Annotated in this window: 24 protein-coding genes, 1 other RNA gene and 1 pseudogene; 8 read left to right on the forward strand and 18 right to left on the reverse strand. The window is 60.1% G+C overall.

Translation table 11 applies throughout. From position 1 onward, the window contains the following. Nucleotides 1-210 precede the first annotated feature (210 nt). Nucleotides 211-1,650: a hypothetical protein gene (locus IPK17_RS32710; protein WP_343421925.1), complete on the forward strand. Its 1,440-nt coding sequence runs from the start codon at nucleotides 211-213 to the stop codon at nucleotides 1,648-1,650. Between the two features lie 14 nt (nucleotides 1,651-1,664). Next, nucleotides 1,665-2,114 (forward strand): hypothetical protein, encoded by a 450-nt coding sequence (locus IPK17_RS32715; protein ID WP_343421926.1) that lies wholly within the window; start codon nucleotides 1,665-1,667, stop codon nucleotides 2,112-2,114. 99 nt (nucleotides 2,115-2,213) lie between these two features. Here IPK17_RS32715 and IPK17_RS32720 read toward each other — a convergent pair whose 3' ends face one another. Both IPK17_RS32720 and IPK17_RS32725 read right to left on the reverse strand, forming a co-directional pair. Beyond that, on the reverse strand, nucleotides 2,214-3,653 hold the full coding sequence (locus IPK17_RS32720; RefSeq protein WP_343421927.1) for a phosphoglucomutase/phosphomannomutase family protein: 1,440 nt from the start codon (nucleotides 3,651-3,653) through the stop codon (nucleotides 2,214-2,216). A 135-nt stretch (nucleotides 3,654-3,788) separates the two neighbouring features. After that, nucleotides 3,789-4,805 carry an iron-containing alcohol dehydrogenase gene (locus tag IPK17_RS32725; protein WP_343421928.1) on the reverse strand — a complete coding sequence of 339 codons (1,017 nt, stop codon included), beginning with the start codon at nucleotides 4,803-4,805 and terminating at the stop codon, nucleotides 3,789-3,791. 232 nt (nucleotides 4,806-5,037) lie between these two features. Between IPK17_RS32725 and IPK17_RS32730 the strand changes: the two genes are divergently transcribed. From IPK17_RS32730 to IPK17_RS32750, 5 genes are all read left to right on the forward strand, one after another. Further along, nucleotides 5,038-6,840 (forward strand): hypothetical protein, encoded by a 1,803-nt coding sequence (locus IPK17_RS32730; protein WP_343415670.1) that lies wholly within the window; start codon nucleotides 5,038-5,040, stop codon nucleotides 6,838-6,840. A gap of 48 nt (nucleotides 6,841-6,888) precedes the next feature. Next, on the forward strand, nucleotides 6,889-7,830 hold the full coding sequence (locus IPK17_RS32735; RefSeq protein ID WP_343421929.1) for a glycosyltransferase family 2 protein: 942 nt from the start codon (nucleotides 6,889-6,891) through the stop codon (nucleotides 7,828-7,830). Continuing rightward, nucleotides 7,827-8,582, forward strand: coding sequence for a GNAT family N-acetyltransferase (locus tag IPK17_RS32740; RefSeq protein ID WP_343421930.1), 756 nt, complete (start codon nucleotides 7,827-7,829; stop codon nucleotides 8,580-8,582). Before IPK17_RS32735 ends, IPK17_RS32740 begins: the two co-directional genes overlap by 4 nt. A gap of 6 nt (nucleotides 8,583-8,588) precedes the next feature. Then, nucleotides 8,589-9,515: a methionyl-tRNA formyltransferase gene (locus IPK17_RS32745; RefSeq protein WP_343421931.1), complete on the forward strand. Its 927-nt coding sequence runs from the start codon at nucleotides 8,589-8,591 to the stop codon at nucleotides 9,513-9,515. A gap of 234 nt (nucleotides 9,516-9,749) precedes the next feature. After that, complete coding sequence (locus IPK17_RS32750) at nucleotides 9,750-11,414, forward strand: ribonuclease J (RefSeq protein WP_343421932.1); 1,665 nt, start codon at nucleotides 9,750-9,752, stop codon at nucleotides 11,412-11,414. Between the two features lie 287 nt (nucleotides 11,415-11,701). Here IPK17_RS32750 and IPK17_RS32755 read toward each other — a convergent pair whose 3' ends face one another. The 8 genes from IPK17_RS32755 to IPK17_RS32790 form a co-directional block, all read right to left on the reverse strand. After that, the gene (locus IPK17_RS32755; RefSeq protein WP_343421933.1) at nucleotides 11,702-11,989 is read right to left on the reverse strand and encodes a DUF4129 domain-containing protein; all 288 of its coding nucleotides are present in this window, start codon (nucleotides 11,987-11,989) and stop codon (nucleotides 11,702-11,704) included. Nucleotides 11,990-12,076: 87 nt separating this feature from the next. Then, nucleotides 12,077-12,388 carry a transglutaminase domain-containing protein gene (locus IPK17_RS32760; protein WP_343421934.1) on the reverse strand — a complete coding sequence of 104 codons (312 nt, stop codon included), beginning with the start codon at nucleotides 12,386-12,388 and terminating at the stop codon, nucleotides 12,077-12,079. Beyond that, nucleotides 12,378-12,614: a transglutaminase-like domain-containing protein gene (locus tag IPK17_RS32765; RefSeq protein ID WP_343422591.1), complete on the reverse strand. Its 237-nt coding sequence runs from the start codon at nucleotides 12,612-12,614 to the stop codon at nucleotides 12,378-12,380. Before IPK17_RS32765 ends, IPK17_RS32760 begins: the two co-directional genes overlap by 11 nt. Further along, complete coding sequence (locus IPK17_RS32770; protein ID WP_343422609.1) at nucleotides 12,511-12,867, reverse strand: hypothetical protein; 357 nt, start codon at nucleotides 12,865-12,867, stop codon at nucleotides 12,511-12,513. Before IPK17_RS32770 ends, IPK17_RS32765 begins: the two co-directional genes overlap by 104 nt. A gap of 63 nt (nucleotides 12,868-12,930) precedes the next feature. After that, complete coding sequence (locus IPK17_RS32775) at nucleotides 12,931-13,227, reverse strand: hypothetical protein (protein ID WP_343421935.1); 297 nt, start codon at nucleotides 13,225-13,227, stop codon at nucleotides 12,931-12,933. Nucleotides 13,228-13,254: 27 nt separating this feature from the next. Beyond that, nucleotides 13,255-13,458 carry a hypothetical protein gene (locus IPK17_RS32780; RefSeq protein ID WP_343421936.1) on the reverse strand — a complete coding sequence of 68 codons (204 nt, stop codon included), beginning with the start codon at nucleotides 13,456-13,458 and terminating at the stop codon, nucleotides 13,255-13,257. Continuing rightward, nucleotides 13,427-13,891 carry a hypothetical protein gene (locus tag IPK17_RS32785; protein ID WP_343421937.1) on the reverse strand — a complete coding sequence of 155 codons (465 nt, stop codon included), beginning with the start codon at nucleotides 13,889-13,891 and terminating at the stop codon, nucleotides 13,427-13,429. Before IPK17_RS32785 ends, IPK17_RS32780 begins: the two co-directional genes overlap by 32 nt. After that, nucleotides 13,861-14,055, reverse strand: a complete 195-nt coding sequence (locus tag IPK17_RS32790; RefSeq protein WP_343421938.1) for a hypothetical protein — start codon at nucleotides 14,053-14,055, stop codon at nucleotides 13,861-13,863. Before IPK17_RS32790 ends, IPK17_RS32785 begins: the two co-directional genes overlap by 31 nt. A 134-nt stretch (nucleotides 14,056-14,189) precedes the next feature. Here IPK17_RS32790 and rnpB point away from each other — a divergent pair. Beyond that, nucleotides 14,190-14,528: RNase P RNA component class A (gene rnpB / locus IPK17_RS32795), an RNA gene on the forward strand. Nucleotides 14,529-14,730: 202 nt separating this feature from the next. Here the strand turns inward: rnpB and IPK17_RS32800 are convergent. The 8 genes and pseudogenes from IPK17_RS32800 to IPK17_RS32840 all read right to left on the reverse strand — a co-directional run bounded on the left by IPK17_RS32800 (nucleotide 14,731) and on the right by IPK17_RS32840 (nucleotide 20,071). Next, a complete protein-coding gene (locus tag IPK17_RS32800) occupies nucleotides 14,731-15,279 on the reverse strand; it encodes a formylglycine-generating enzyme family protein (RefSeq protein WP_343421939.1) in 549 nt (182 codons plus the stop codon). A 114-nt stretch (nucleotides 15,280-15,393) separates the two neighbouring features. Next, complete coding sequence (locus IPK17_RS32805) at nucleotides 15,394-16,848, reverse strand: nSTAND1 domain-containing NTPase (RefSeq protein ID WP_343421940.1); 1,455 nt, start codon at nucleotides 16,846-16,848, stop codon at nucleotides 15,394-15,396. Continuing rightward, nucleotides 16,811-17,901 (reverse strand): annotated as a pseudogene (locus tag IPK17_RS40810) (nSTAND1 domain-containing NTPase). Before IPK17_RS40810 ends, IPK17_RS32805 begins: the two are co-directional and overlap by 38 nt. Before the next feature lie 280 nt (nucleotides 17,902-18,181). Next, nucleotides 18,182-18,442 carry a hypothetical protein gene (locus tag IPK17_RS32820; RefSeq protein WP_343421943.1) on the reverse strand — a complete coding sequence of 87 codons (261 nt, stop codon included), beginning with the start codon at nucleotides 18,440-18,442 and terminating at the stop codon, nucleotides 18,182-18,184. Then, nucleotides 18,439-18,762 (reverse strand): hypothetical protein, encoded by a 324-nt coding sequence (locus IPK17_RS32825; RefSeq protein WP_343421944.1) that lies wholly within the window; start codon nucleotides 18,760-18,762, stop codon nucleotides 18,439-18,441. The genes IPK17_RS32820 and IPK17_RS32825 overlap by 4 nt, the downstream gene beginning before the upstream one ends. Nucleotides 18,763-18,988: 226 nt before the next feature. Then, a complete protein-coding gene (locus tag IPK17_RS32830; RefSeq protein WP_343421945.1) occupies nucleotides 18,989-19,387 on the reverse strand; it encodes a pirin family protein in 399 nt (132 codons plus the stop codon). Beyond that, nucleotides 19,326-19,700 (reverse strand): pirin family protein, encoded by a 375-nt coding sequence (locus IPK17_RS32835; RefSeq protein ID WP_343421946.1) that lies wholly within the window; start codon nucleotides 19,698-19,700, stop codon nucleotides 19,326-19,328. The genes IPK17_RS32830 and IPK17_RS32835 overlap by 62 nt, the downstream gene beginning before the upstream one ends. Then, entirely contained in the window at nucleotides 19,697-20,071 is a 375-nt protein-coding gene (locus IPK17_RS32840) for an SRPBCC domain-containing protein (RefSeq protein ID WP_343421947.1), read from the reverse strand. The genes IPK17_RS32835 and IPK17_RS32840 overlap by 4 nt, the downstream gene beginning before the upstream one ends. Nucleotides 20,072-20,129 lie beyond the last annotated feature (58 nt).

Here is a 20,129-nt window from a genome sequence, read left to right on the forward strand (position 1 = left end):
CTTGCAGTTGCTTTCGTTTTATAACAGTGTTCAGATAGCGGTACGCATTATAACAGCGTGCAGCGGGTTGTGCGATATTTCTCCGCATTGAAATAGCATGTGCAGGTCTTTGTCGCCCTGCGCTCAGCGTGCTGTCCGGTTTTTGCGATTTCGGCACATTCGCTTAGACTAAGGAATGCACAGCGCTTGCGCTCGAAGAGGGGAAATGCCATGACCGGATTAGGCATTATTGAAGTCGCCATCGGTTTGATTTTTGTCTACAGTCTGTTGAGCATCATCGCGACGACGCTCAACACGATCATTGCCTACTTGTTTAAAACGCGCGCCCGCCACCTGAAGCAGGGGTTGGACGCGATTCTCAGCGATCCCGAAGTCAAAGACCTGTTTCTGCATCACCCGCTCATCAATATGGTAGAGCAGAGGACGCGCGTCCGGGCGCACTGGCAGGAAGTGATCATCCGCTTTCTGACGAACGTGATTCGCTTCAATTGGCGCCATCCGTTGGCTCAGGCGCAGGAACGCGCGCAGGAGACGGCCTCGCTTAACCGCGTCGAATGGATTGACCCGAAGATCTTCTCCAAAGTCATGACTGACATCCTCGCGGAGAAGGCCGCGCTCACGCTCTTCGCGCCGCTCTACGGCGTCATCGACAGCGTGCTCGAAGGCGCGGAACGCGACCGCCTGTCCCATATGGTCGACTTGCTGCCGGGCGGTTCGCTCACGTTTGAGGAATTCCAGCGTGAGATCTACAAACTCGGCGATCCGTCGGATCGCGACGAACTGCAAAAGGTCTACAACCAGATCGACGCGCGGCGCAAGGCGCTCAACCTGAATAATCAGGATGGCAGCCGCGTGATGCCGCTGCTCGAAGGCCTGCGCTACGTCAACGAAGACTCGTTCCGCAAAGCGGTCAAAGTGCTGGTGACCTCCGCGCGCACGCTCGACGAAGCGCAGCAGCAGCTTGAAACGTGGTTTGATCAGCGCATGGATCAGCTCACCGAGCTGTACAAGCGGCGCATCACCCTGTTCTCGCTGGGCATCGGGATTTTTCTGGCGCTCGTGCTGAACGCCGATTCGCTCCAGATTGCCCGCTCGCTGTTTGATGATCCGTCGCTGCGCGCGGCGGTGGTCGCAGCGGCGAATCAGGTCGTGGACAGCGGGGAACTTCAGCAGTTGGTTCCCACGGCCACGCCGACGCTTGAACCGACACTCGAACCCACGCCCGAAGCGACGGTTGAGGCGAGCGCCGAAGCGGGGTTGAGCGCGCAGGGCGTTGAGCCAACGCTCGAACCGACGCCCACGCCCGAACCTGCCGCCGAGACGAATCCGCTGGTCGAAACGACCGTCGCCATCGCGCAGGTCGAACAGCTTCTGAACCGCTTGTTGGCGCTCAACCTGCCGATTTCGTGGGAAAACACACCGCTCACGGTCGACTGCTTCACCTCAGACGGCGATTCGCGGTTGCTGTGCGATAACACGCGCAATCTGTGGCTGCTCAACCCGTCCAATAACCCGGACTGGCTCGGCTTCATCCTGCGCAAGCTGATCGGCATCGCCATTACCAGCCTCGCCATCGCGCAGGGCGCGCCGTTCTGGTTTGACCTGCTCAACCGGCTCGTGCGTGGTCGAAGCAGCAGTTCCAGCAGCTAACGGAGGCGTGCGCAATGAACCCACTGGAACTCGGCATTCTCATCACGGTTGTAACGCTCGTCATTGTCGGCATCATCATGGTCGTGACGCTGCTGATTCTCAGCCGAGTGTCACGGGCGCAGATCGCGAAGGCCCGGGAACAGTTTCCGCAGGCACTGGCGGTGCTCAACGCCAATTTCGCCGGCCTGACCGCGGATCCGAGTGTGCGCCTGCGCGGAAACGGCATTCTGGTCATCACGCGGGATGAGCTGTACTTCAAGCAGTGGGTGACGAATCGCGAATTCCGCGTGCCTATCCGGGGAATTCAGTCCGTAGAACTGGTGTCAAATTTCATGGGACGCTGGTCGTTCACGCCGATTCTCAAGGTGAACTTCACGGGGGCAGAGGGTGAAGCCGCGGCGATTGGCTGGCACGTGCGTGACGCCGAGAGTGTCAAACAGCAGATCGAAACCTTGATCAAGTAACAAAATATGAACCACAGAGAACACAGAGAGCACAGAGAAAATTCATTAAACTTTCACTCTGTGTCCTCTGTTCGGCCTTTGCGTTAAGTATCTTTGCTTTTAGTGCCCGGTGACGCGCTGACCCATCGCGTCGCCCGCTTCCAGCAGCGCCTTGACCGCTTCCGGCGTGCGCGCTTCCGCATAGGTGCGCAGCACGGGTTCCGTCCCGCTCGGGCGGATCAGCAGCCACGAATTGTCGCTCATGTAGAACTTGATGCCGTCCATCGTGTCGACGCGTACGACCTGCTCGCCGTTGAGCGTCGCCGGGGCGCTGTCTTGCAGCGCTCTGACGATCTGTTTCTTCGGTTTTTGCGCCGTGAGGTGCACGTCCAACCGCGAATAGTGCGCCGGGCCGTGTTCCGCCTGCAAATCCGCGACGATTTCGTGCAGCGGCGCGCCTTCTGTCGCCATAATTTCGAGCAGCAGCAGTCCCATGATGATGCCATCGCCTTCGGGGATGTGCCCCTTGATGCTGATACCACCGCTTTCCTCGCCGCCGATCAGAATGTCTTTGTGCATCATCAGGTCGCCGATGTGGTTGAAGCCGACGGGCGTCTCATGCAGCGTGAGGTTGTGCTTCCGACAGATCGAATCGATCATCAGCGTAGTCGAGACGGTCTTGACGACTTCGCCCGTCTGCCCCTTGCGTTCGACCAGATGCCGCAGCGCCAGCGCCATCACGTGATGCGGGTCGATGAAGTTGCCGCGCGCATCAACCGCGCCGATGCGATCCGCGTCGCCATCGGTCGCGAGGCCAACATCGGCTTGGTTGCGCTGCACAGCAGCGACCAGCTCGTTGAGGTTCTTGAGGATCGGTTCGGGGTGAATGCCGCCGAAACCGGGGTTGAGCGCGCCGCGAATTTCGGTCACGTGGCAGCGCGTGCGTGACAAAATGCTCGTGAACGCGCCGCGCCCCGCGCCCCACATCGCGTCCGAGACGATATTCAGCTCGCCTTCGGAGATTTTGTCGAGGTCGACGAGCGTGGCAAGATGCTGATAGTACGACCACGCCGGGTCAAAGCGCCGGATCAAACCCTGATCAACCGCTTTCTGAAATTCCATGATGTTCGGGCCGCGCGCATCGCGTTCCATGTCAACCAGCGCCTCTTCGACGCGGGCGCATTCCTCGGCGGTCGCGCTGCCGCCATAGCTCGCCTTGAGCTTGAAGCCGTTGTAGCGCGGCGGGTTGTGGCTCGCGGTGATCACGACGCCCGCGTCGGCGCCGATTTCCTTGACATTGTAGGAGATCGCAGGCGTGGGCGCGTCGGTGCGCGTCAGCCACGCGATGATGCCGTTGCCCGCCAGCACGCGCGCCGTTTCCGCCGCGAATCGGTCAGAGAGGAAGCGCGTATCATAGCCGATCACGACCTGCGGCGGTTCGCTGCCGACGTGGTTCTTCTTGACCGAGTCGGCGACGGCCTGCGAGATCATGCGCAAATTAGCGAAGGTGAACGTGTCGGCGATCACCGCCCGCCAACCATCCGTACCAAAGCGAATCATAGTCTTTGCTGTCCTTCTTGCTTGAGGTGTACGTACATTGACAAAGACGCTGTCTGCGTCACACCGGGTGAGTGGACTCACGCCGGTGCGACGAGTTCACAGCCCACACCACTGGCGGGCTGAGCGTCAATGGGCTTAGCTCGATTTGTCCAGCCCGGTCTGCGCCAGAATTTCGTCGACGCGTTCCGAGGTGAGGTCGAGATCGTTCAAAATGCTGTACGGCAGGTTGTGCTTGCGTACGTAGTTCGGCAGGATGTTGATGGTGTCGCGGATGTCCTGTGCCGTCAGTTGGTTGAGGCGAATGCCCGCCGATTCCAGCGTGGAGCGGATCGACGAGACGTCCTGATTGTGCAGGGCGGCGGAGATGAGAATGCCCGGCGCGACCATATCGGCATACGTCATATGGCGCGTGACCATGCGCGGTTCGAGCGCGTAGGCGAAGTACTGTTCGCTGCCTTCTTGCGGGCGTGTGTGCCCCAGTTGATTGGTGATCTGCACTTCGAGACACATCAGATCGAGCAGGTTGCGCAGCGCTTCGACGTTGCCGCGTCCGACGCCCGCCGCGATCTTGAAGGCTTGCTGCGCAATGCCCGCCATGACCTTGGCCGCCCATTCGACGTAGCGCATGTCCGCCGTGTTCTTGTTATGCTCGGCAGCGTACTTCCAGTCGAGCAGCCCGGTGACAATCGTCAGCAGTTCGACGATGGCCGCGCCCCGGTAATGCTGCGGCGCGGTGCGAATCACGTCCCAGTCGATGTAAATGCGTTCCGCGGGGCCGGTCTCAACATAGCTGACCGAACCGCCGCCGCGCATGGCGACGATGGGGGTGAAAAAACCATCGACCGACAAGGCGGTCGGCATGACGACGGCGGGCAGCCCGCGGCGCGAGGCGATATATTTGGCGGCGTCGGCCACCATGCCCCCGCCGATCCCGTAGACCGCTTCAACTTCAGGTGGCAGATCAGCCGCGAGGCCGTCCAGATAATCCGCTTCCAGTCGTTCCGGGTTAGCCTGTACCACAATCGGCAGGCTCAGCAGGGAATTGACTGCGCGCCACGCGCGTTCCCCGGCGAGCAGGGCGATCGGGCGCTCTTCCACAATATCGACCAGATGCGTGATCTCCACGTTAGGGAGGGAATAGATCGTCGTCATTCAGGGCGCTCTCCGTTAAATGAGGGCTGCAATTTATAGGCTAGATAATACTCGGAATTGCGTTTCTTTTCCAATCGTTAGGATAATGCGGCCAGTCGCCCGCGTCCATGCGGCTGGGGGGAGCCGCGCGCCGCGATTTTTGCTTCCAAGATCGCGAACATAATGACTTGAAGGATAGGCGCGGATAAGACACAATTACGGTGTGTTTAGAAATATGACGGGAGTTTCAACAATGCGGATGTCTCTGCCGACTAATGACGCACTGACGGCGTTCAGTCAGGATGTTCCGTGGCTGGAAATAGAGCGCCAACGGCGGCAGTTCAACCGCCAGTTAGACACGCTGCAGCACGCGGGTGATACACTGCCCCTCAACAAGTTGTCCGAAGCGGTGGGCGCTCCGGTCAGCCTCTACAAAACTGACGATGCCGCTGGTTCTGGTGGAAATGTCATTCTTTCAGAATATGGTGGCCGCAAGATTATTTTGGGCAGTGTCGTCAGCAGTCGTTACCGCGCTGGGCACAGCCTCGCCGAAAGCATTGTCCCGTACAACATGAACCCCAGCGTCAACCACACGAATGTGGCGGAGACGGAAGACTCGATCACCCGGATGCGCGTGATCGGCGCGGAGATCGAACTCGGCTTGCTGCACCCGGATGGCGCATCGCCCTCGGAACAGTCCGTGCAGAATTTCATGAGCGCTTATTACAACCATGCGCTGCGCATCGGCATTTACCCCAAGCTGGATCGCGAAGCCTGCCAGTATCAGGTCGAAGCCCACATTGCGCCGAGCGTCGGCTATGTGAAGACACGCAACGCGCTCAACGGCATTTTGACCGCGCTCGCCGCTGCCAGCCAAGACACCGGGTTGATCACCGCCGTCTTTTCGTGCTACCCGACCGAATCTGACTTCAAGATGACCGATCACCCGAAGGTGCAGACGGCGGTCGATCTCATGCTGGAAGTCAACGGTCTGTTCCCGGAATACGCGCAGCGGTTGGCGGATGCGCAGGCGCGCTTCCATGTCGATCCGGCGACCTGTCACCATGTGAACATGTTCCGCAATCAGGGCTGTCACATTCACATTGACTTGGCGGGCCGCTCCGAAGCGCTCGGCTTGCTCACGTTCTACACCATCCTCAAGAGCGCGACGGCGATCGCCAATTCGGCGGTGCTCAAGGGCTGCCCGTTCATCAACGGCACCTGCGATGCGGAACTGCTCGACGCGCGCGAATACGTCCGCGCCACGACCGTCACCGGGCGCTATCTCGAACTCCCGATCAGCCCGCATTTGATGGCGAATGGGCTGGATCAATATGCCGAACTGCTGCTGCTGGAACGCGCCAACGCGACCGGGCGCGCCACCATGTACAATGACGACCTCGGCCTGCCGATTTCGGTGATGCACAACCCGATCGGGCGCGTGCGCCCTGACCTCACTACGTCGAAGCGCGTGTGCACGGTCGAAAGCACAGGCATGCCGACCAACATCAGCGCGTCGCGCATGGCAGCGGTCATCACTGACTTTGAATTCACGCACGCCGTAGTCGAATCGTATTTCCGCAAGCACGGCTGTGACCTCGGCCCGATGCACGACAACAAGGTGATGTGGGACATCCTCGGCCCGCTCTCGATTGAATCGTTCCACGCGCAGCAAGATCAGTCGGATCGCGTTGGCACGGACATGGTGCTGACCACGGCGGGCGGTCGGCAGATGCGCCTCTCCGAGTTCTATTCGCTGAAGCGTCGCTTTATGCATGCCGCGCTCGAAGAGATTGACGAAGTGATGCCGCGCGACATTGACGAGGTGTATACCAGTCTGGAACGGATGCTCGAACCGCTCAGCGGGCACGAAGCCGAAACGATCCAGCAGTACATCAATGATCCCAAGCTGCGCAGCACGGGCAACTGGGGGCGCATCCTGCGCAACGCTTACATTGAACAGGGCGGCGTGCCCGGCGAACACTGCCCGGATGCCGTGCTCAAGGTCGTGCAGGAGACGCACGCTGCCATGCACCAGCGCTATCTGTACAGTTAATGTCGCCGGGACGCCCGCGGTTCGGCGTCCGCTGAGGAACTAAACGATTTGGAATCGATCTCCGTTGTCATTCCGGCATACCGCAGCAGCGAAAGCCTGCCCCCGCTCATCGCCGAACTGGAGCGCGTGCTCCCCACGTTGACGGGTGGCGCGCCGTTTGAGGCGATCATCGTCAACGATGGCAGCCCGGACGGCGGTAAAACGTTGGCGGCGATTCGCGAACTGGCCGCGGGCTACCCGTGGGTGCACGGCATCAATATGATGCGCAACTATGGGCAGCACAACGCGCTCCTCTGCGCTATTCGCCAGGCGCGTTACGAGTTGATCGTCACCATTGACGACGATTTGCAGCATCCGCCAGCCGAAATCGCCAAAATGCTGGACTATCTCCGCGCCAACGATCTGGATGTGGTCTACGGCGCGCCGGAACACGAACAGCACGGCCTGCTGCGCGATCTCGCGTCTCAGGCGACCAAACTCGTCCTGCAGAGCAGCATGGGCGTCGATATCGCGCGCCAAGTCAGCGCGTTTCGCGTGTTCCGTGCGGTTCTGCGCGACGCCTTCGCCAACTACAGCAGCCCGTATGTCTCCATCGACGTGCTGCTGACGTGGGGGACTACCCGCTTCGGCGCGGTGACCACGCGGCATGAGCAGCGCACGATTGGCGTCTCCGGCTACACCCTGAGCAAGCTGATTCGCCATGCTATCAACATGATCACCGGGTTCAGCACACTGCCGCTGCAAATTGCCAGCATCATTGGTTTGGTACTCGCGGCGTTCGGGGTGATCATTCTGGTATATGTGATCGGACGCTACCTGGTCGAAGGGCAGGTGGTGCAGGGCTTCCCGTTCATCGCCTCGATCATCTCGATTTTCAGCGGAGCGCAGTTGTTCGCGCTCGGCGTCATCGGCGAATACTTGGCGCGCATTCACTTCCGCACGATGGACCGCCCGGTCTATACGGTGCGTGAACACACAGGAGCGGCATGACTGATCTTTGCCAACGCCTCGACTGGGATCCCGACTTCTTCGGCTTTAACATTGGTTGCGCCAACGTCAATCAACTGACCGCGGAGACGTTGACGCAGATCGAAACATGGTGCGCGGAGCAGCCGGTCGACTGCCTGTACTTCCTCGCCGATTCGGCGGATCGTCAAACGGCATGGTTGGCGCAGCAAGGCGGTTTTATGTACGTTGATAACCGTGTCGTGCTGACGGCGAAGCTCACCGCACCGCCACCGCAGCCCACCGCCATCCGCTTGAGCCAACCGGAAGACCTGCCCGTGCTCCGGGAGATTGCCCGCACTGGACACCGGGACTCGCGTTTCTATTTTGACCCGGTCATCCCCGACAATCGCTGCGATGATCTCTTTGTGACGTGGATTGAGCGGAGCATGGCCGGGGCGATTGCCGATGCGGTGCTCGTCGACCAGGGCGACGAGCAGCCCGTGGGCTATTCAGCGCTGCAAATCGCGCAGACGCCGGAAGGCCGCCGCGCCAAGCTCACCTTGATCGCCATTGGCGAGCAGGCGCGCGGTCAGGGCTTAGGCTCCAGCCTCGTTCAGGGGACGCTGCGCTGGTTCTGGGAGCGCGATTTCCGCACGGTTGAGGTGGTCACGCAGGGGCGCAACGTGGGCGCGCAGCGTTTATATACCCGGCAGGGATTTGTCCCCACGGCGACTGGCAGTTGGTATCACCGCTGGTCCACGGCCGTTCTCGCCCGCCAGCGGAAGCTAGGTTAACGGCAAATGCGCATTGCTTTGCTGTGTGCGACGCGGCGCGGCTTCCGTGTCCTCGAACAATTGATTCGTCAGCAACCGGAGGCCGAACTGATCGTGTTCAGCTTTCGCGAAGAGGCGCACGAACCGCCGTTTCTGGATGATATCCAGCAGTTGGCGGAAGCGCATGGCGCGACCTTCTACGAGGCGCGGCAGGTCGGCGCGCCCAAGTGGGCGGATTTCTGGGCGAACACTCCCATCGACTTGATGTTGACCGTCAGTTGGCGCTATCTCATTCCGCGCGAAGTCTATGAGCGGGTGCGCCTGGGGACGTACGTGCTGCATGATTCGCTGCTGCCCGCCTACCGCGGTTTTGCGCCCACGGTGTGGGCGATCATCAATGGGGAAGATCACACCGGCGTCACCCTGTTTGAGATCGCCGAGGGCGTCGACAGCGGCCGCATCATCGCGCAGCAGCGTGTGCCCATTGGCCCCGACGACACCATCGCCGATGTGATGGAAGCCGTCACGCAAAGCTATTTGGCGGTGCTGGCGGCGCAGCTCCCCGCGCTGCTGGACGGGACGGCGGGGCGCACGGAACAGGACGAAAGCCGCGCGACCTATACCTGCAAGCGCATCCCCGAGGATAACCGCATCGACTGGACACAGCCGACGGCGGTGATCTACAACCTGATCCGCGCCGTGAGCGCGCCCTATCCCGGCGCCTTTACCACGCTCAACGGTCATCGCCTGTATATCTGGGCGGCGCAGCGCGTCGCCGTGCCGCCCTACGTAGGGCGCGTGATCGGGCGCGTGATCGAGATTCGCCGTGGCGAAGGGGTGGTCGTGCTGACGAGCGATGGCGCGCTGCTCATCCAGCGGGTGAGCTGGGAAGGGGAGCCGCCTGTGACCGCCGAGCAGGTTCTCAACAACCTGTCGCATACGCTGGGAAGATGAGCAGATTCTCAAGATTTGCGCCGTAATGTGGATAGACAGATCGCGCGTTTGAGATTTATGCTATAATGGCCAGAAATAGCTGATGTTCATCAGACTTTTAATGATCGTCTGCTCGGAAGCTCCGCCGAGCGGTCCCAAAGAGATTGCATCAATTTATTACGAGACTTGCATTTAATGTAAGCTATCTTTCGTATTGAAAGGAAGACGAGGGCGCCTGTGTGCGCCCATTCACCTATGGCAAAAACAAAACCGAAGCTCCGAATCGTCCCGATTGGTGGGTGCGGGGAAATCGGAAAGAATATGACTCTGTTCGAGTATGGGCGCGACGCGTTCATCATCGATACCGGGGTGATGTTTCCTGCAAATGACATGCTGGGCGTCGACTATATCATTCCTGATTTCCGCTACATTCTCGAACGTAAAGACCTGATCCTGCATGGGATCGTCTACACTCATGGTCACGAAGACCATACGGGTGCGGTGGCCCATGTCATCGACCAGTTCCGCAAAGTGCCGATCTACGCCACACCGCTCACGGCCGCGCTCATCGAAGTCAAGCTGCGCGACGCGCGCCTGAGCAACGAGACGACCATCAACGTGTTCAAACCCGGCGATACCATCACGGTGGGGCCGTTCACGCTGGAAAGCTACCATGTCACCCACAGCATTCCCGACTGCGTGGGTTTTGGCATCAACACGCCGCACGGCCTGATCGTGTACAGCGGCGACTACAAATTCGATAACACGCCGATTGACGGCAAGCGCACTGATTACGCCAAGCTGGCGGAGTTCTCCCGCCGCGGCGTGCTCATGCTCATGGGCGACAGCACCAACTCGGAAAAACCGGGCTGGACGCAGTCGGAGATCATCGTCAATGCCGCCTTTGACGATATTTTCCGCGATGCCAAGGGCCGCATCATTGTGGCGACTTTCGCCTCGCACATTTCGCGTATTCAGCAGGTGGCTAACTTGGCACGGCGCTATGGCCGTAAGCTCGCGATTGCGGGTCACAGCATGCGCGAGAACGTCAAAACGTCGCTCAAGATTGGTCTGCTCGACATTCCCGACGATATGATCGTCGAACTGGATCGCATCAGCAGCTACCAACCGCAGAGTATTGTCATCATGGCGACGGGTTCGCAGGGTGAACCGACCGCCGTGCTCGGACGGTTGGCGACGGGGCAGCATCGCAGCCTCGACGTGATGGAAGGCGACACGATTGTGCTGTCGTCGCACACCATCCCCGGCAACGAAGAGACGGTCAGCCGCACGATCAACCGCCTGTTCCAGCGGGGCGCAGAAGTCATCTACGATCCGATTGCGCCCGTGCACGTGTCCGGTCACGCGAATCAGGAAGAGATGCGCCTGTTGATGAGCCTGACGAACCCGAAGTTCTTCATGCCCATTCACGGTGAACTGCGCCATCTGCGCGCACATGCGCGGTTGGCGATGCAGTCAGGCATCCAGCCGCAAAATGTGTTTGTGGTCGAAAACGGGCAGGTGATCGAAGTGGATCGCCACGGTGCGCGGATGACCAATGAACGCATCCCCGGCGGTTATGTCTTTGTGGACGGCAGCGGCGTAGGGGATATCGGTCGCGCTGTGTTCCGCGATCGCGAAATTCTGGCGCGCGACGGTTTCATGATGGTGGTGGCAACGGTCGATGGTGACGGACGCCTGATCGGCGACCCCGAAATCATCTCGCGCGGCTTCATCTATCTGAAAGACGCCGATGAATTGCTCGAACAGATCAAGAGCACGGTGATCGAGGTGCTTAACAGCACCCGGCAGATCCGTAATGGTCGCCGCCGGGATCGTCTGCAGGAAGCCCTGAGCCGCATGCTCTACAACGAAACCAAACGCCGCCCGATGGTGTTCAGCCTCATCAACGAGCGGTAAACGCGTACTGAGTAACTACAGGACTGAGGACTGAAGTAGTTTTCCGAAAGTCCTTATGTAGGGGCAGACCTCTGTGTCTGCCCATTGTGGGGCGCACACCTAGGTGTGCCCCTACAGCACCTCGTGGATTACTTCTGCGAACTTACTTGAAACAAACCGTGTCGGTTTGTTACTCAGTCCTCAGTCCTTTCACCTCAGTCCTTCACTTTTTCCACGGCATAAACACACGGCGGAACCAGCGCGCCAGAATGTTCGAGCGCGCATCGACCCAAGCGCGGTCAGCAGTCTCATGCTGCAGCGCGATCGGCTTCACGCGCCGGACGTCCGTAACGCTCGGAGCTGTAGAGCCGCGTGATCGCGTTGATGGGCGGCTCGGCAAGCGGTAGCTCGCGCACAATGGTTTGCGCGCGTTCGCTGGGCGTCTGCTGCGGCGATGTGCGAATGCCGATCATCGGGATATAGCGTTCGAGGCGGGCGTAAGCGCGCGCAATTGGGCTCATCCCACGCATCCCGCGCCATTCCCACCACCAGTAAATGAACACGCCCAGCCCTGCGAGCAGAATTACGGCCAGCAAGACCAGCAATGCCCCGGCAATCGCCGGAATCAGGAACGAGCGGTGAGCGCGGCTGTGGGCAGATCGGCGGCGGCTGCGTCGGGATGATCACGGGCGTGGGGAGGGCGTTGGTGTCGGCGTGTTAGTCAGCGTAGGCGGAATGAGATCCGAGCGGCTGTCGGTCGGCGCGACATCCTGCGGTTCCGGCGTGTTAGTCGGCGTCGGCGAGGGCGTGAAGGTCGGCGTCGCGCTTGGCGGCTGTGTCGGAGCGATCACCGCGGGCGGGTCATCGTTTTGACGCACGAAGGGCGGTTGCGCCGCAGTTGGCTCAAACTCCACCCAGCCGTAACCGGGGAAATAAACCTCCACCCATGTATGCGCGTCTTTTTCGCGCACGACATAGGCGTTTTCAGCCAGCATCCCATTCACCTTGCGCGAAGCCTGCCGCCATGCGCGCGGGGATACCCATGGTGCGCAGCATGACCACCATCGCCGACGCGTAGTAGTTGCAGTAGCCGCGCCGCAGATCGAACAACACCCAATCAACCGCATCCCGGTTGGCGGGCGGCACCGGGGATCGTCTCGCTGTACGTGATGTTGGCGCGCAGCCAGGCCTCAGCGCTTTGGCGCGGTCGTACGGCGTCACTGCGCCCGCTTCGTTGAACGATCTGTTGGGCGAGCCAGCGTGCGGGCCGTCGCGCTGGGGATCGCCGACGGTACACGTGTCGCGCACCCACTGCGGATAGTTCGTCCCCGCTTGGCCGCAGTTGATCGCCCGTCGCGTTGCGCATCAGGCTGGTCGCGGAATACGATTCGCCTTCGTAGACGACGCGCATCGGACGGATGACCGAAATCACCATGCTCTGATCGGGCGAATTCTCGGCGGCGGTATAGCTCAAGTCCGTGCGCGTCGGCAGGTCGACGCGGAGCGGCTGCGGCGCAGTATACTAAGCGTGACGCATTCAAACCCATCGTGAAGATCTGCTGGACGGGCACGCGCGCGCCTCCGGGAAGTAGGCTTCATGCAGGATGTCCAGCGGCGCATCGGGATCCGTGAGGCGGATCTGCGCGGCGGAGGTCCACGTCCCGGCGTTGTAGTTGTCAAAGGTGCGTGACCGCCAGTAGTAGCGCCGACCCTGTGGCGCGCTGGCGAGAAACACGACCCGATCGCCCAAACGGATCGATCCGCTGAGGCTGAGTTCGTCGCTGCCGTAGTAATCGGTCGTGGCTGGGCCTTGCGTCTCCGCCGATTCGAACAAGGCGATTCCAGAACTCGCTGAACTGCATCAGCGGGTCGTTTTGCAGGATTCCTGAAAGCGGTTGAGCCGCTCCTGAATGTCGTTGGAGGGAATGATGAAGGCGGCGGTCAAAATCACCAACGCCAGTACCGCGCCCACGCGGAAAAACTGGTTACGGACTTTGCGCGGGAAGCGAATGCCCCGCAGATACCAGTCCCACTCACGCGCGTCGAGGTTCGAGCGGATGATCAACAGGAGACACAGGAATACGAACAGGATCAGGTAGCCGTCGAGGTTGTTCGCCCCGGTGTAGTAGATGCTGTTCGCCAACAAAATCAGCGCGGGCGGTAGAATCGCACGCCACACGCGGTCGATGCGGAATAGATGCCATGACAGGTTGTAGCCGAGAAAACCAGAACAGACTGGATACCAGCAGCGTGAAGATCAGATTGTCCTGGTTAATGCCACCCGTCGTCGCGTCGACAATCCAGGTGAACAGGCGGATGAACACGTTATAGATGCCGCGCCCCAATCCCGCGGGGTCATTGAGCGCGGCGATCAGCACGACGAAACAGCCGCCGTAAATGGTGGTGATGATTAAGCCGATCAGCTCGTTGTACTGGCTGCGCGCCAGCACAAAGCCGAAAAACACGCTCAGCGCCGCGACGGGCAGCAGCGTGCGCATATCGAGCAACCCGCGGCGCTGTTCAGCGACAGGGCGGGCATGAGCAACAAAAGCACCGCGATCACCAGCGCGGTGATCTCCCCGTGGGCGTAATAGGAACGCACGCGCTGAAGCAGGCGGCGCAGTGAACGCTGGGGAGAACTCGGTTTGACGAGGGTAGCCATCCACACTTCCTGTAACAATACCTGTCTCATTGTAAAGGCGATGACAACCCACGTCTACCCAACTATTTACCCGCTGTTCATGTGAATCCGCCCTCTGTGCGGCGCGCACAAGCGTCTATAATGGCAGGTGTGTCCAAGCAGGTCAGGTGATCGCGGCGCTGCGGCGTCGAGGAAAGTCCGTCCTCCATAGGGTGCGGTGCCGGCTAACAGCCGGGCGGGGTGACCCGACGGAATAGGGCAACAGAGAGGTATATTGCCGTCTGCAAGGGCGGCGAGGGTGAAACGGTGGTGTAAGAGACCACCAGCGCCGGCAGTAATGTCGGCGGCTAGGCAACCCCACCGGGAGCAAGGCAAAGCAGGCGCACTGGGGCGACCCGTCCCGCGCCGGGTATGCTGCTAGAGGCGGCGAGCAATCGCCGTCCCAGATAGATGATCACCCACGACAAAAGGCGGCTTAACGACCTACTTGGACACTCCTTAATAGTAAGTCAATATATTGTATGACGGTCTGTATACTAGGATAGACCGTTTTTTTAAGGCGTTAGGCAGATAAAAATGGCGGGAGATTGCCCCGTCCCTACACACAAATCGTCCCTACTTGCTTCGGCGATGAGGCATCAGAACTATGTTGACCGAAGGTCAACGAGCGGACACAGCGAAAACCGAAGTTGCCGCTCACGCCTTCAGGGCTGTTTTGTTACGAGCCGCACCCCGGACGACCGTGCCCGTGAAGTCCCACGCGCCGCCGCGTAAAACGCGCAGTACGTAGAATGATTGTTCTGATACGCGGCGATTAAAAGCTATTTGCGTTTCGTCCGCTTCACGCCCGTCGTTCTCGCGGTACGGGTATGGGAACAGCCCCTGAAAGTTGAGTGTGAGCTGTGAATAGTCGAGCTCATCGTAGCGTGTACTCGTCCATTCATATACATTCCCGCTCATGTCCAGCGCGCCCACCCACGACGCACCGCCCGGTCGGGCAGGGTTGCCCTCTGCATCCACCACATCCGCTGTCCCTTGCGCTGCGACACGGTTGTAGACCACGTTTTCCGGCACGAAAACATTGCCCCATGGGTAGGTCAGGCTGTCGGGGCCGCGTGCGGCATACTCCCATTCGCGTTCGGTAGGCAAGCGTGCTTCGCGCAGTGCACAAAAATCGCGCGCCTCGAACCAGTTGATGTTCTCGACCGGACGAGCCTCACCGGGGAACGCGAAATCTGCTGCCATCTCGCCATTCAGCGCGGTGAACTGCGCAGGAGACCCTCGTAGCGGTCATGCGGAACGGTTCATTGAAGCACTGCTCATGCACGGGGACCTCATCCCCGCCCGCCACGCTGCCCATTATAAGCAGCCCGGCGGTACTTCGACCATCTCGATCTTCACGCCCTCAATTTCCTCGACGATGATGCGTGGTTCCCACAGGCGAAGCTGCGCGATCCCGGTCAATGTTGGCAGCAGCAGTTCTGGCGTCAGTGTGCCCGGCGGAATGACCACCGCACCTGCCGAGAGTGTGCCGATACGCGCCTGCTCGATACCGAAATAGGTTGCCTGTGCCGCGACTTGCGTCCCCTGCGCCTGCACGGCGCCGAGTGTCGCCGTGGCATTTGCCACGAGTGTTCCGGCATCTGCCGCTGCGTTCTCCGCACCGATCCGTGCGGTTGCAGCAGCGTCTAGCTGTCGGTTGGTATCGTTGACAACTTCATTGACCAAAGCGGAAGCGTAGGTCGCTTCCGCGCCCGATGTGGCTACGAGCGCTGCCGCATCCGTGACTTGTGCATTGGCGGCGGCAAGCGTGATCGGGATCGGGGTCAGTGCGGCATTGGCACTCAGCACCTGCTCGCCAACGAGGGTCAGGGGTGGCATTCGCCTGCTCTGATTGGCAACGTATTGGGCATTAGCCAGGAAGAAGGCGACTGCTGCAATGAGCACAGAGGCGATCAAAGCAAGGAGGATGATACGTGCTCGGTTCGCCGCGGCAACCGATGCACGGCGAGATGTCTCAGCGCGTTCGGCGGCTTTCACCAGCTCGCGCTTGCGCGAGAGTTCGAGCGCTTCCAGTTGTGCTTCTCGTTCCGTCCCCGCGCGTAGAAAGGCCGCTTCGTCGGCGCTTGGCAGGTTTTGTTCCGCCCATTGCAGGGCCTCACGCAGGACTCGCCCACTGTAGAGCGCTCCGTAGTCTGCTTGCCGATTGTCTTTGACCCATGAGAGGGTATCTGCACTAATCTTCTTCTGAAGCAGAATATCCTCGCGCGCTTCGTGCAGCCACGTGCCCAAGCGCTCCCATTCGCGGATGAGCGCTTCGTGCGCCACTTCCAGCGTTTCTGTGTCTCCCGTGCGGTTGGTGACCAGCAGACGTTCATCGACGAAGGTATCGGCGACGGTGCGTAGGCGTTCGGTCTGAGAACTATCAGCGAGTGTCAATTCAGAGCGTTCGGCGCGGCGGCGCACAGTGTCCTGTTCGGTGGCACCCGGCTCAATCAAGCGCAGAAATAAGGCGCGAGCTAAGGTGCGGTCGGCATCCGCTGGTAGACCCGCATAGACTGCTTCGGCGTGTTTCGCCAGCGCGCCGCGCACGCCGCCGATAGCCTCATAAGCGGATCGCGTGAGCCGCCGGTCAGTGCGCGCCTTGTACAACTGGTCGAGCGCGAATTGCAGCAGTGGCAGCGAGCCGGGCTGCTCGCGGACTTCAAATACGAGATCGGCGGCCAGTCCCTCGTCGAAGGTTAAACCCGCGGCGGTGGCGGGTTTCTGCACGGCGTCAAAGACTTCGGCCAGCGCCATCGGCAAAATCGACACCGCTGTGCGCGTCCATTAGCGCGCCGAGTTCTGGATAGTTGAGCGGTCGGTCGTAGAAATCCGCGCGCAGGGTGAGCAGCACGATCAGCTTGCCGTCCGGCTCGGTAATGGCCGTGGTCAGCAGGCTGATGAACTGCGCTCGTTCTGCCTCATCAGCAGTTTGCGTGAACAGCTCTTCGAACTGGTCTATGTAGAGTACAACGTGTTGTTCCCCGCCAACTCGCCCAGCTAGGCGGTGCAGTCCGCGCCCGTTCGGATTGCGCAAATCCTCATCAAGGGCGGTCATGCTCACGTTGGGCAGCACGCCAGCCAGTGCATCAGAGAGGCTTTCCAGTGGGTGTGCGCCGGGCACGAGCGCTGGGAGATAGTGCCACTGGTTGCTGTCAGCAATCCCGCCGCCACGCAGCTTCGGGAGGAGACCCGCCATCAGCACCGACGACTTGCCAGAGCCGCTGGCGCAATCACAGCGAGCAGGCGCGGTTCGTTGTTCCGCAGCGTTTCGTCGAGCTTGTCCACGAGCTGCGTGACAAAGCGCTCCCGCCCAAAGAACAGCGCCGAGTCTTGTTCGGTGAAGGCGCGCAGTCCTTTATACGGATTGAAGATGGGGACTTCAGCCGCCGCCGGTGGAACGATGGCCTCGGGCACGGCAGGCGTGATGCCTTGACCGCCGAGCGTCGCGATGATGGCCGCCAACCCCGCGCTGTACTTCTCACTGCGAGCGTCAATATACTGCGACTTGAAGCGATCCATCGTGATCGCTTCAACCCAGTGCTGCCCGTCCGCCCACACCGGATAGACAGGCACGTTATACATGCGGGCGATAGCAAGTTCAGCTGAGACGGGTTGGGACTTGAGTGACTGAGGCGTCGCAATCAGCAGTACTGCAGAAGCTTGAGAGATCGCTGACCGAAGGGCTTGTTCCCAGTCGGGCGTTCCGGTTTTCAGGTTGAGCTGGTCAATCCAGACGGTGATGTTCGCATTCTGGAGATCAGGGATCAGCCGCGCGACGAACTCGCGGTCAGCACTGGCGTAGGACACAAAGATATAGGTCACTGCGGCTCTGCCTGCTCTGTTGGACTATAGGTTTCACATAGATTGACTTATTCTATAGTCATTTCGCAGGTTCTGCCGCTGACTCAAGACGATAAGTACCTAACGTCGGACTTTTGTCGTGGCCAAGATAAATCCCTTACTGTTTCGGCTCTGCTTGGCACCTTCTACCAGCGGTAAACTACAGTGAGGCCAATAGGCAAAGAGCCTCTCTAGCAAAGGCTCTTTGACTATAGGGCTTCGAGTAAGTTCCTCAGCTACACAGGCTTTCAGCCTAAGCTGATTACTCCGCGTCTCCTTCATCAACCTCCAGAATTTCTAAGCTTTTTAGCTCCAACTGGAAGGTGGTCATGACGACCGCCTCCGTGCCGTCCATTATCAAGCCGAGTGCCAGACCAATCGCGACTCCGAGAATAAGGAAGCTGGGGATGAACGTGTTGCTGAAGGCTGCCACAAAGTTACGGTCATTTTCGGGGAGTGTGCTCAGCAGCCAACCGATCAGCGCGCCGATCACGCCTCCAACCAGACCAAAGGCGATGGTCACCCGCACCGCGCTTTGTAGCGTACGCCAGATGCCGGAATTGGGGCGCGTGCGCAGATCAATTGTCTCGCTTTTTCGCAGACCCCGACGACACCCCCACCGAGTACGAACGATAAACCAAGGATGAACGTCAAGCGCAGCACGCGGCGGTACTGGGCGTATTCGTCGGGGCGCACGATGATGTTGAGGAAGCCAGCTTCGTCTTCCAACGTGATGAAGTGATGCCCTTTGGCGGTCGGCGGCGCCTGATGCACGAGAATCTGCCCGGCCACCGTCACCGCAGCCCCATCCTGATAGCGGTCGAGATCGCGGCTGACGAGCACGCCCCGTTAGCGGAGCTGCGCGCGGTAGAGCGTCATCAAATTGTCGCGCAGTGAGAGGCCGAGTAGCTCATACTCCAGCCCTATCACCTTGAGTAGCGAAACGGGCGGCTTTTGCTACTCGTCGGTTCTCTTTTAGTACCTCCGAAACGAACCGAGGCTGCAAGGACATGTCACGACCTCCTGGTGAAAGTGAGTCTTTTCAGCGCATTTTCCCTCACAACCCTTTCTACATCGATCCGCAGGCAACATCCAATTGCGGAAGAACCACTCTTCGGGGCAAGCTCGGTACTGGGTTAACCTTCACAGGAAAATACTTCCGGGAAGATGCGTCCGTGCCGTGATCTGCTAGCGCCAGCCCGTTGACCGATATCTGCCCGCTGATGACATACACGAACAACTTACGCTCAGCGTGCAGTGTGTGGCGAACGGTCTGCCCCGGCGTAATGTTCGCCATGAAGACCCACCCATCCGCCTGCATGACCAGTGCACCTGATGGCGGATGGGTGTCCATCGCCGGGACGACGACTGGGTACAGGATGTTTTTCGGCTGCACACCTATGAAGTCAGTGCGCGCATAGTCGGGCGACAGGTTCGGCGCGATTGGGATGAACCAAATCTGGAACATGCGTACTGCTTCCGGCGACGTGGTGTGTTCGGCGTGGTAGATGCCCACCAGCGGTGATGCGTTGGACGCTACCCGCCGCCATACGCGTAAGGTTGCCCGTCGAGTCGCGGTGTGTGACCTCGCCTTCTAGGATGACCGAAACGATCTCCAGATTGCGATGTGGGTGCATGTCGAAGCCCTGCCCTGGATGCATCAGACCGTCGGTGAACACCGCCAGCGAACCGTACGGCATGTGGTACAGCACCGGGCTGCGCATCTGTATCCAACCCCAATCGACCAGTTCAACGTCGTCGCGTCGAGAGAGGGTGATCATCGTGCACCTCCCTTGGTGTACAAGCTTTCGCTGCGCCGCCTGATCTCGTCGTTCATCGCCTCGAACCCGCCCGCAGCGCCCTGCATCATCGGCAGTCGTTGGATGATTGGGGAGAGCAGCCCGCTGTAGCGCTCGTAGTTATGCAATTCAGTCGCCTCTGTCCCAACCGGAGTAAGCACGAAATGATGCTCGCCGTCGAAGATGCCGACCAGCGCGGTTTTTTGCCGCCACGCGAAATGCTGATTCGCCTCCAGTGTGATGACCTCTGGTGCAAAGCTGTAGGTCGGACCACCCGGTATTGCCAGCCGCAGCCGGATCGTCGCGCCGAGTTGGGGGAGGTCGTCTGTTCGGCGTGCAGCAGCGTACTCCACTCAGTGTAGCGCCCCACGTCCATCAGTACGCCCCACAGCAAAGCAGGCGGGGTGGCAA

The organism is Candidatus Flexifilum breve (assembly GCF_016713355.1).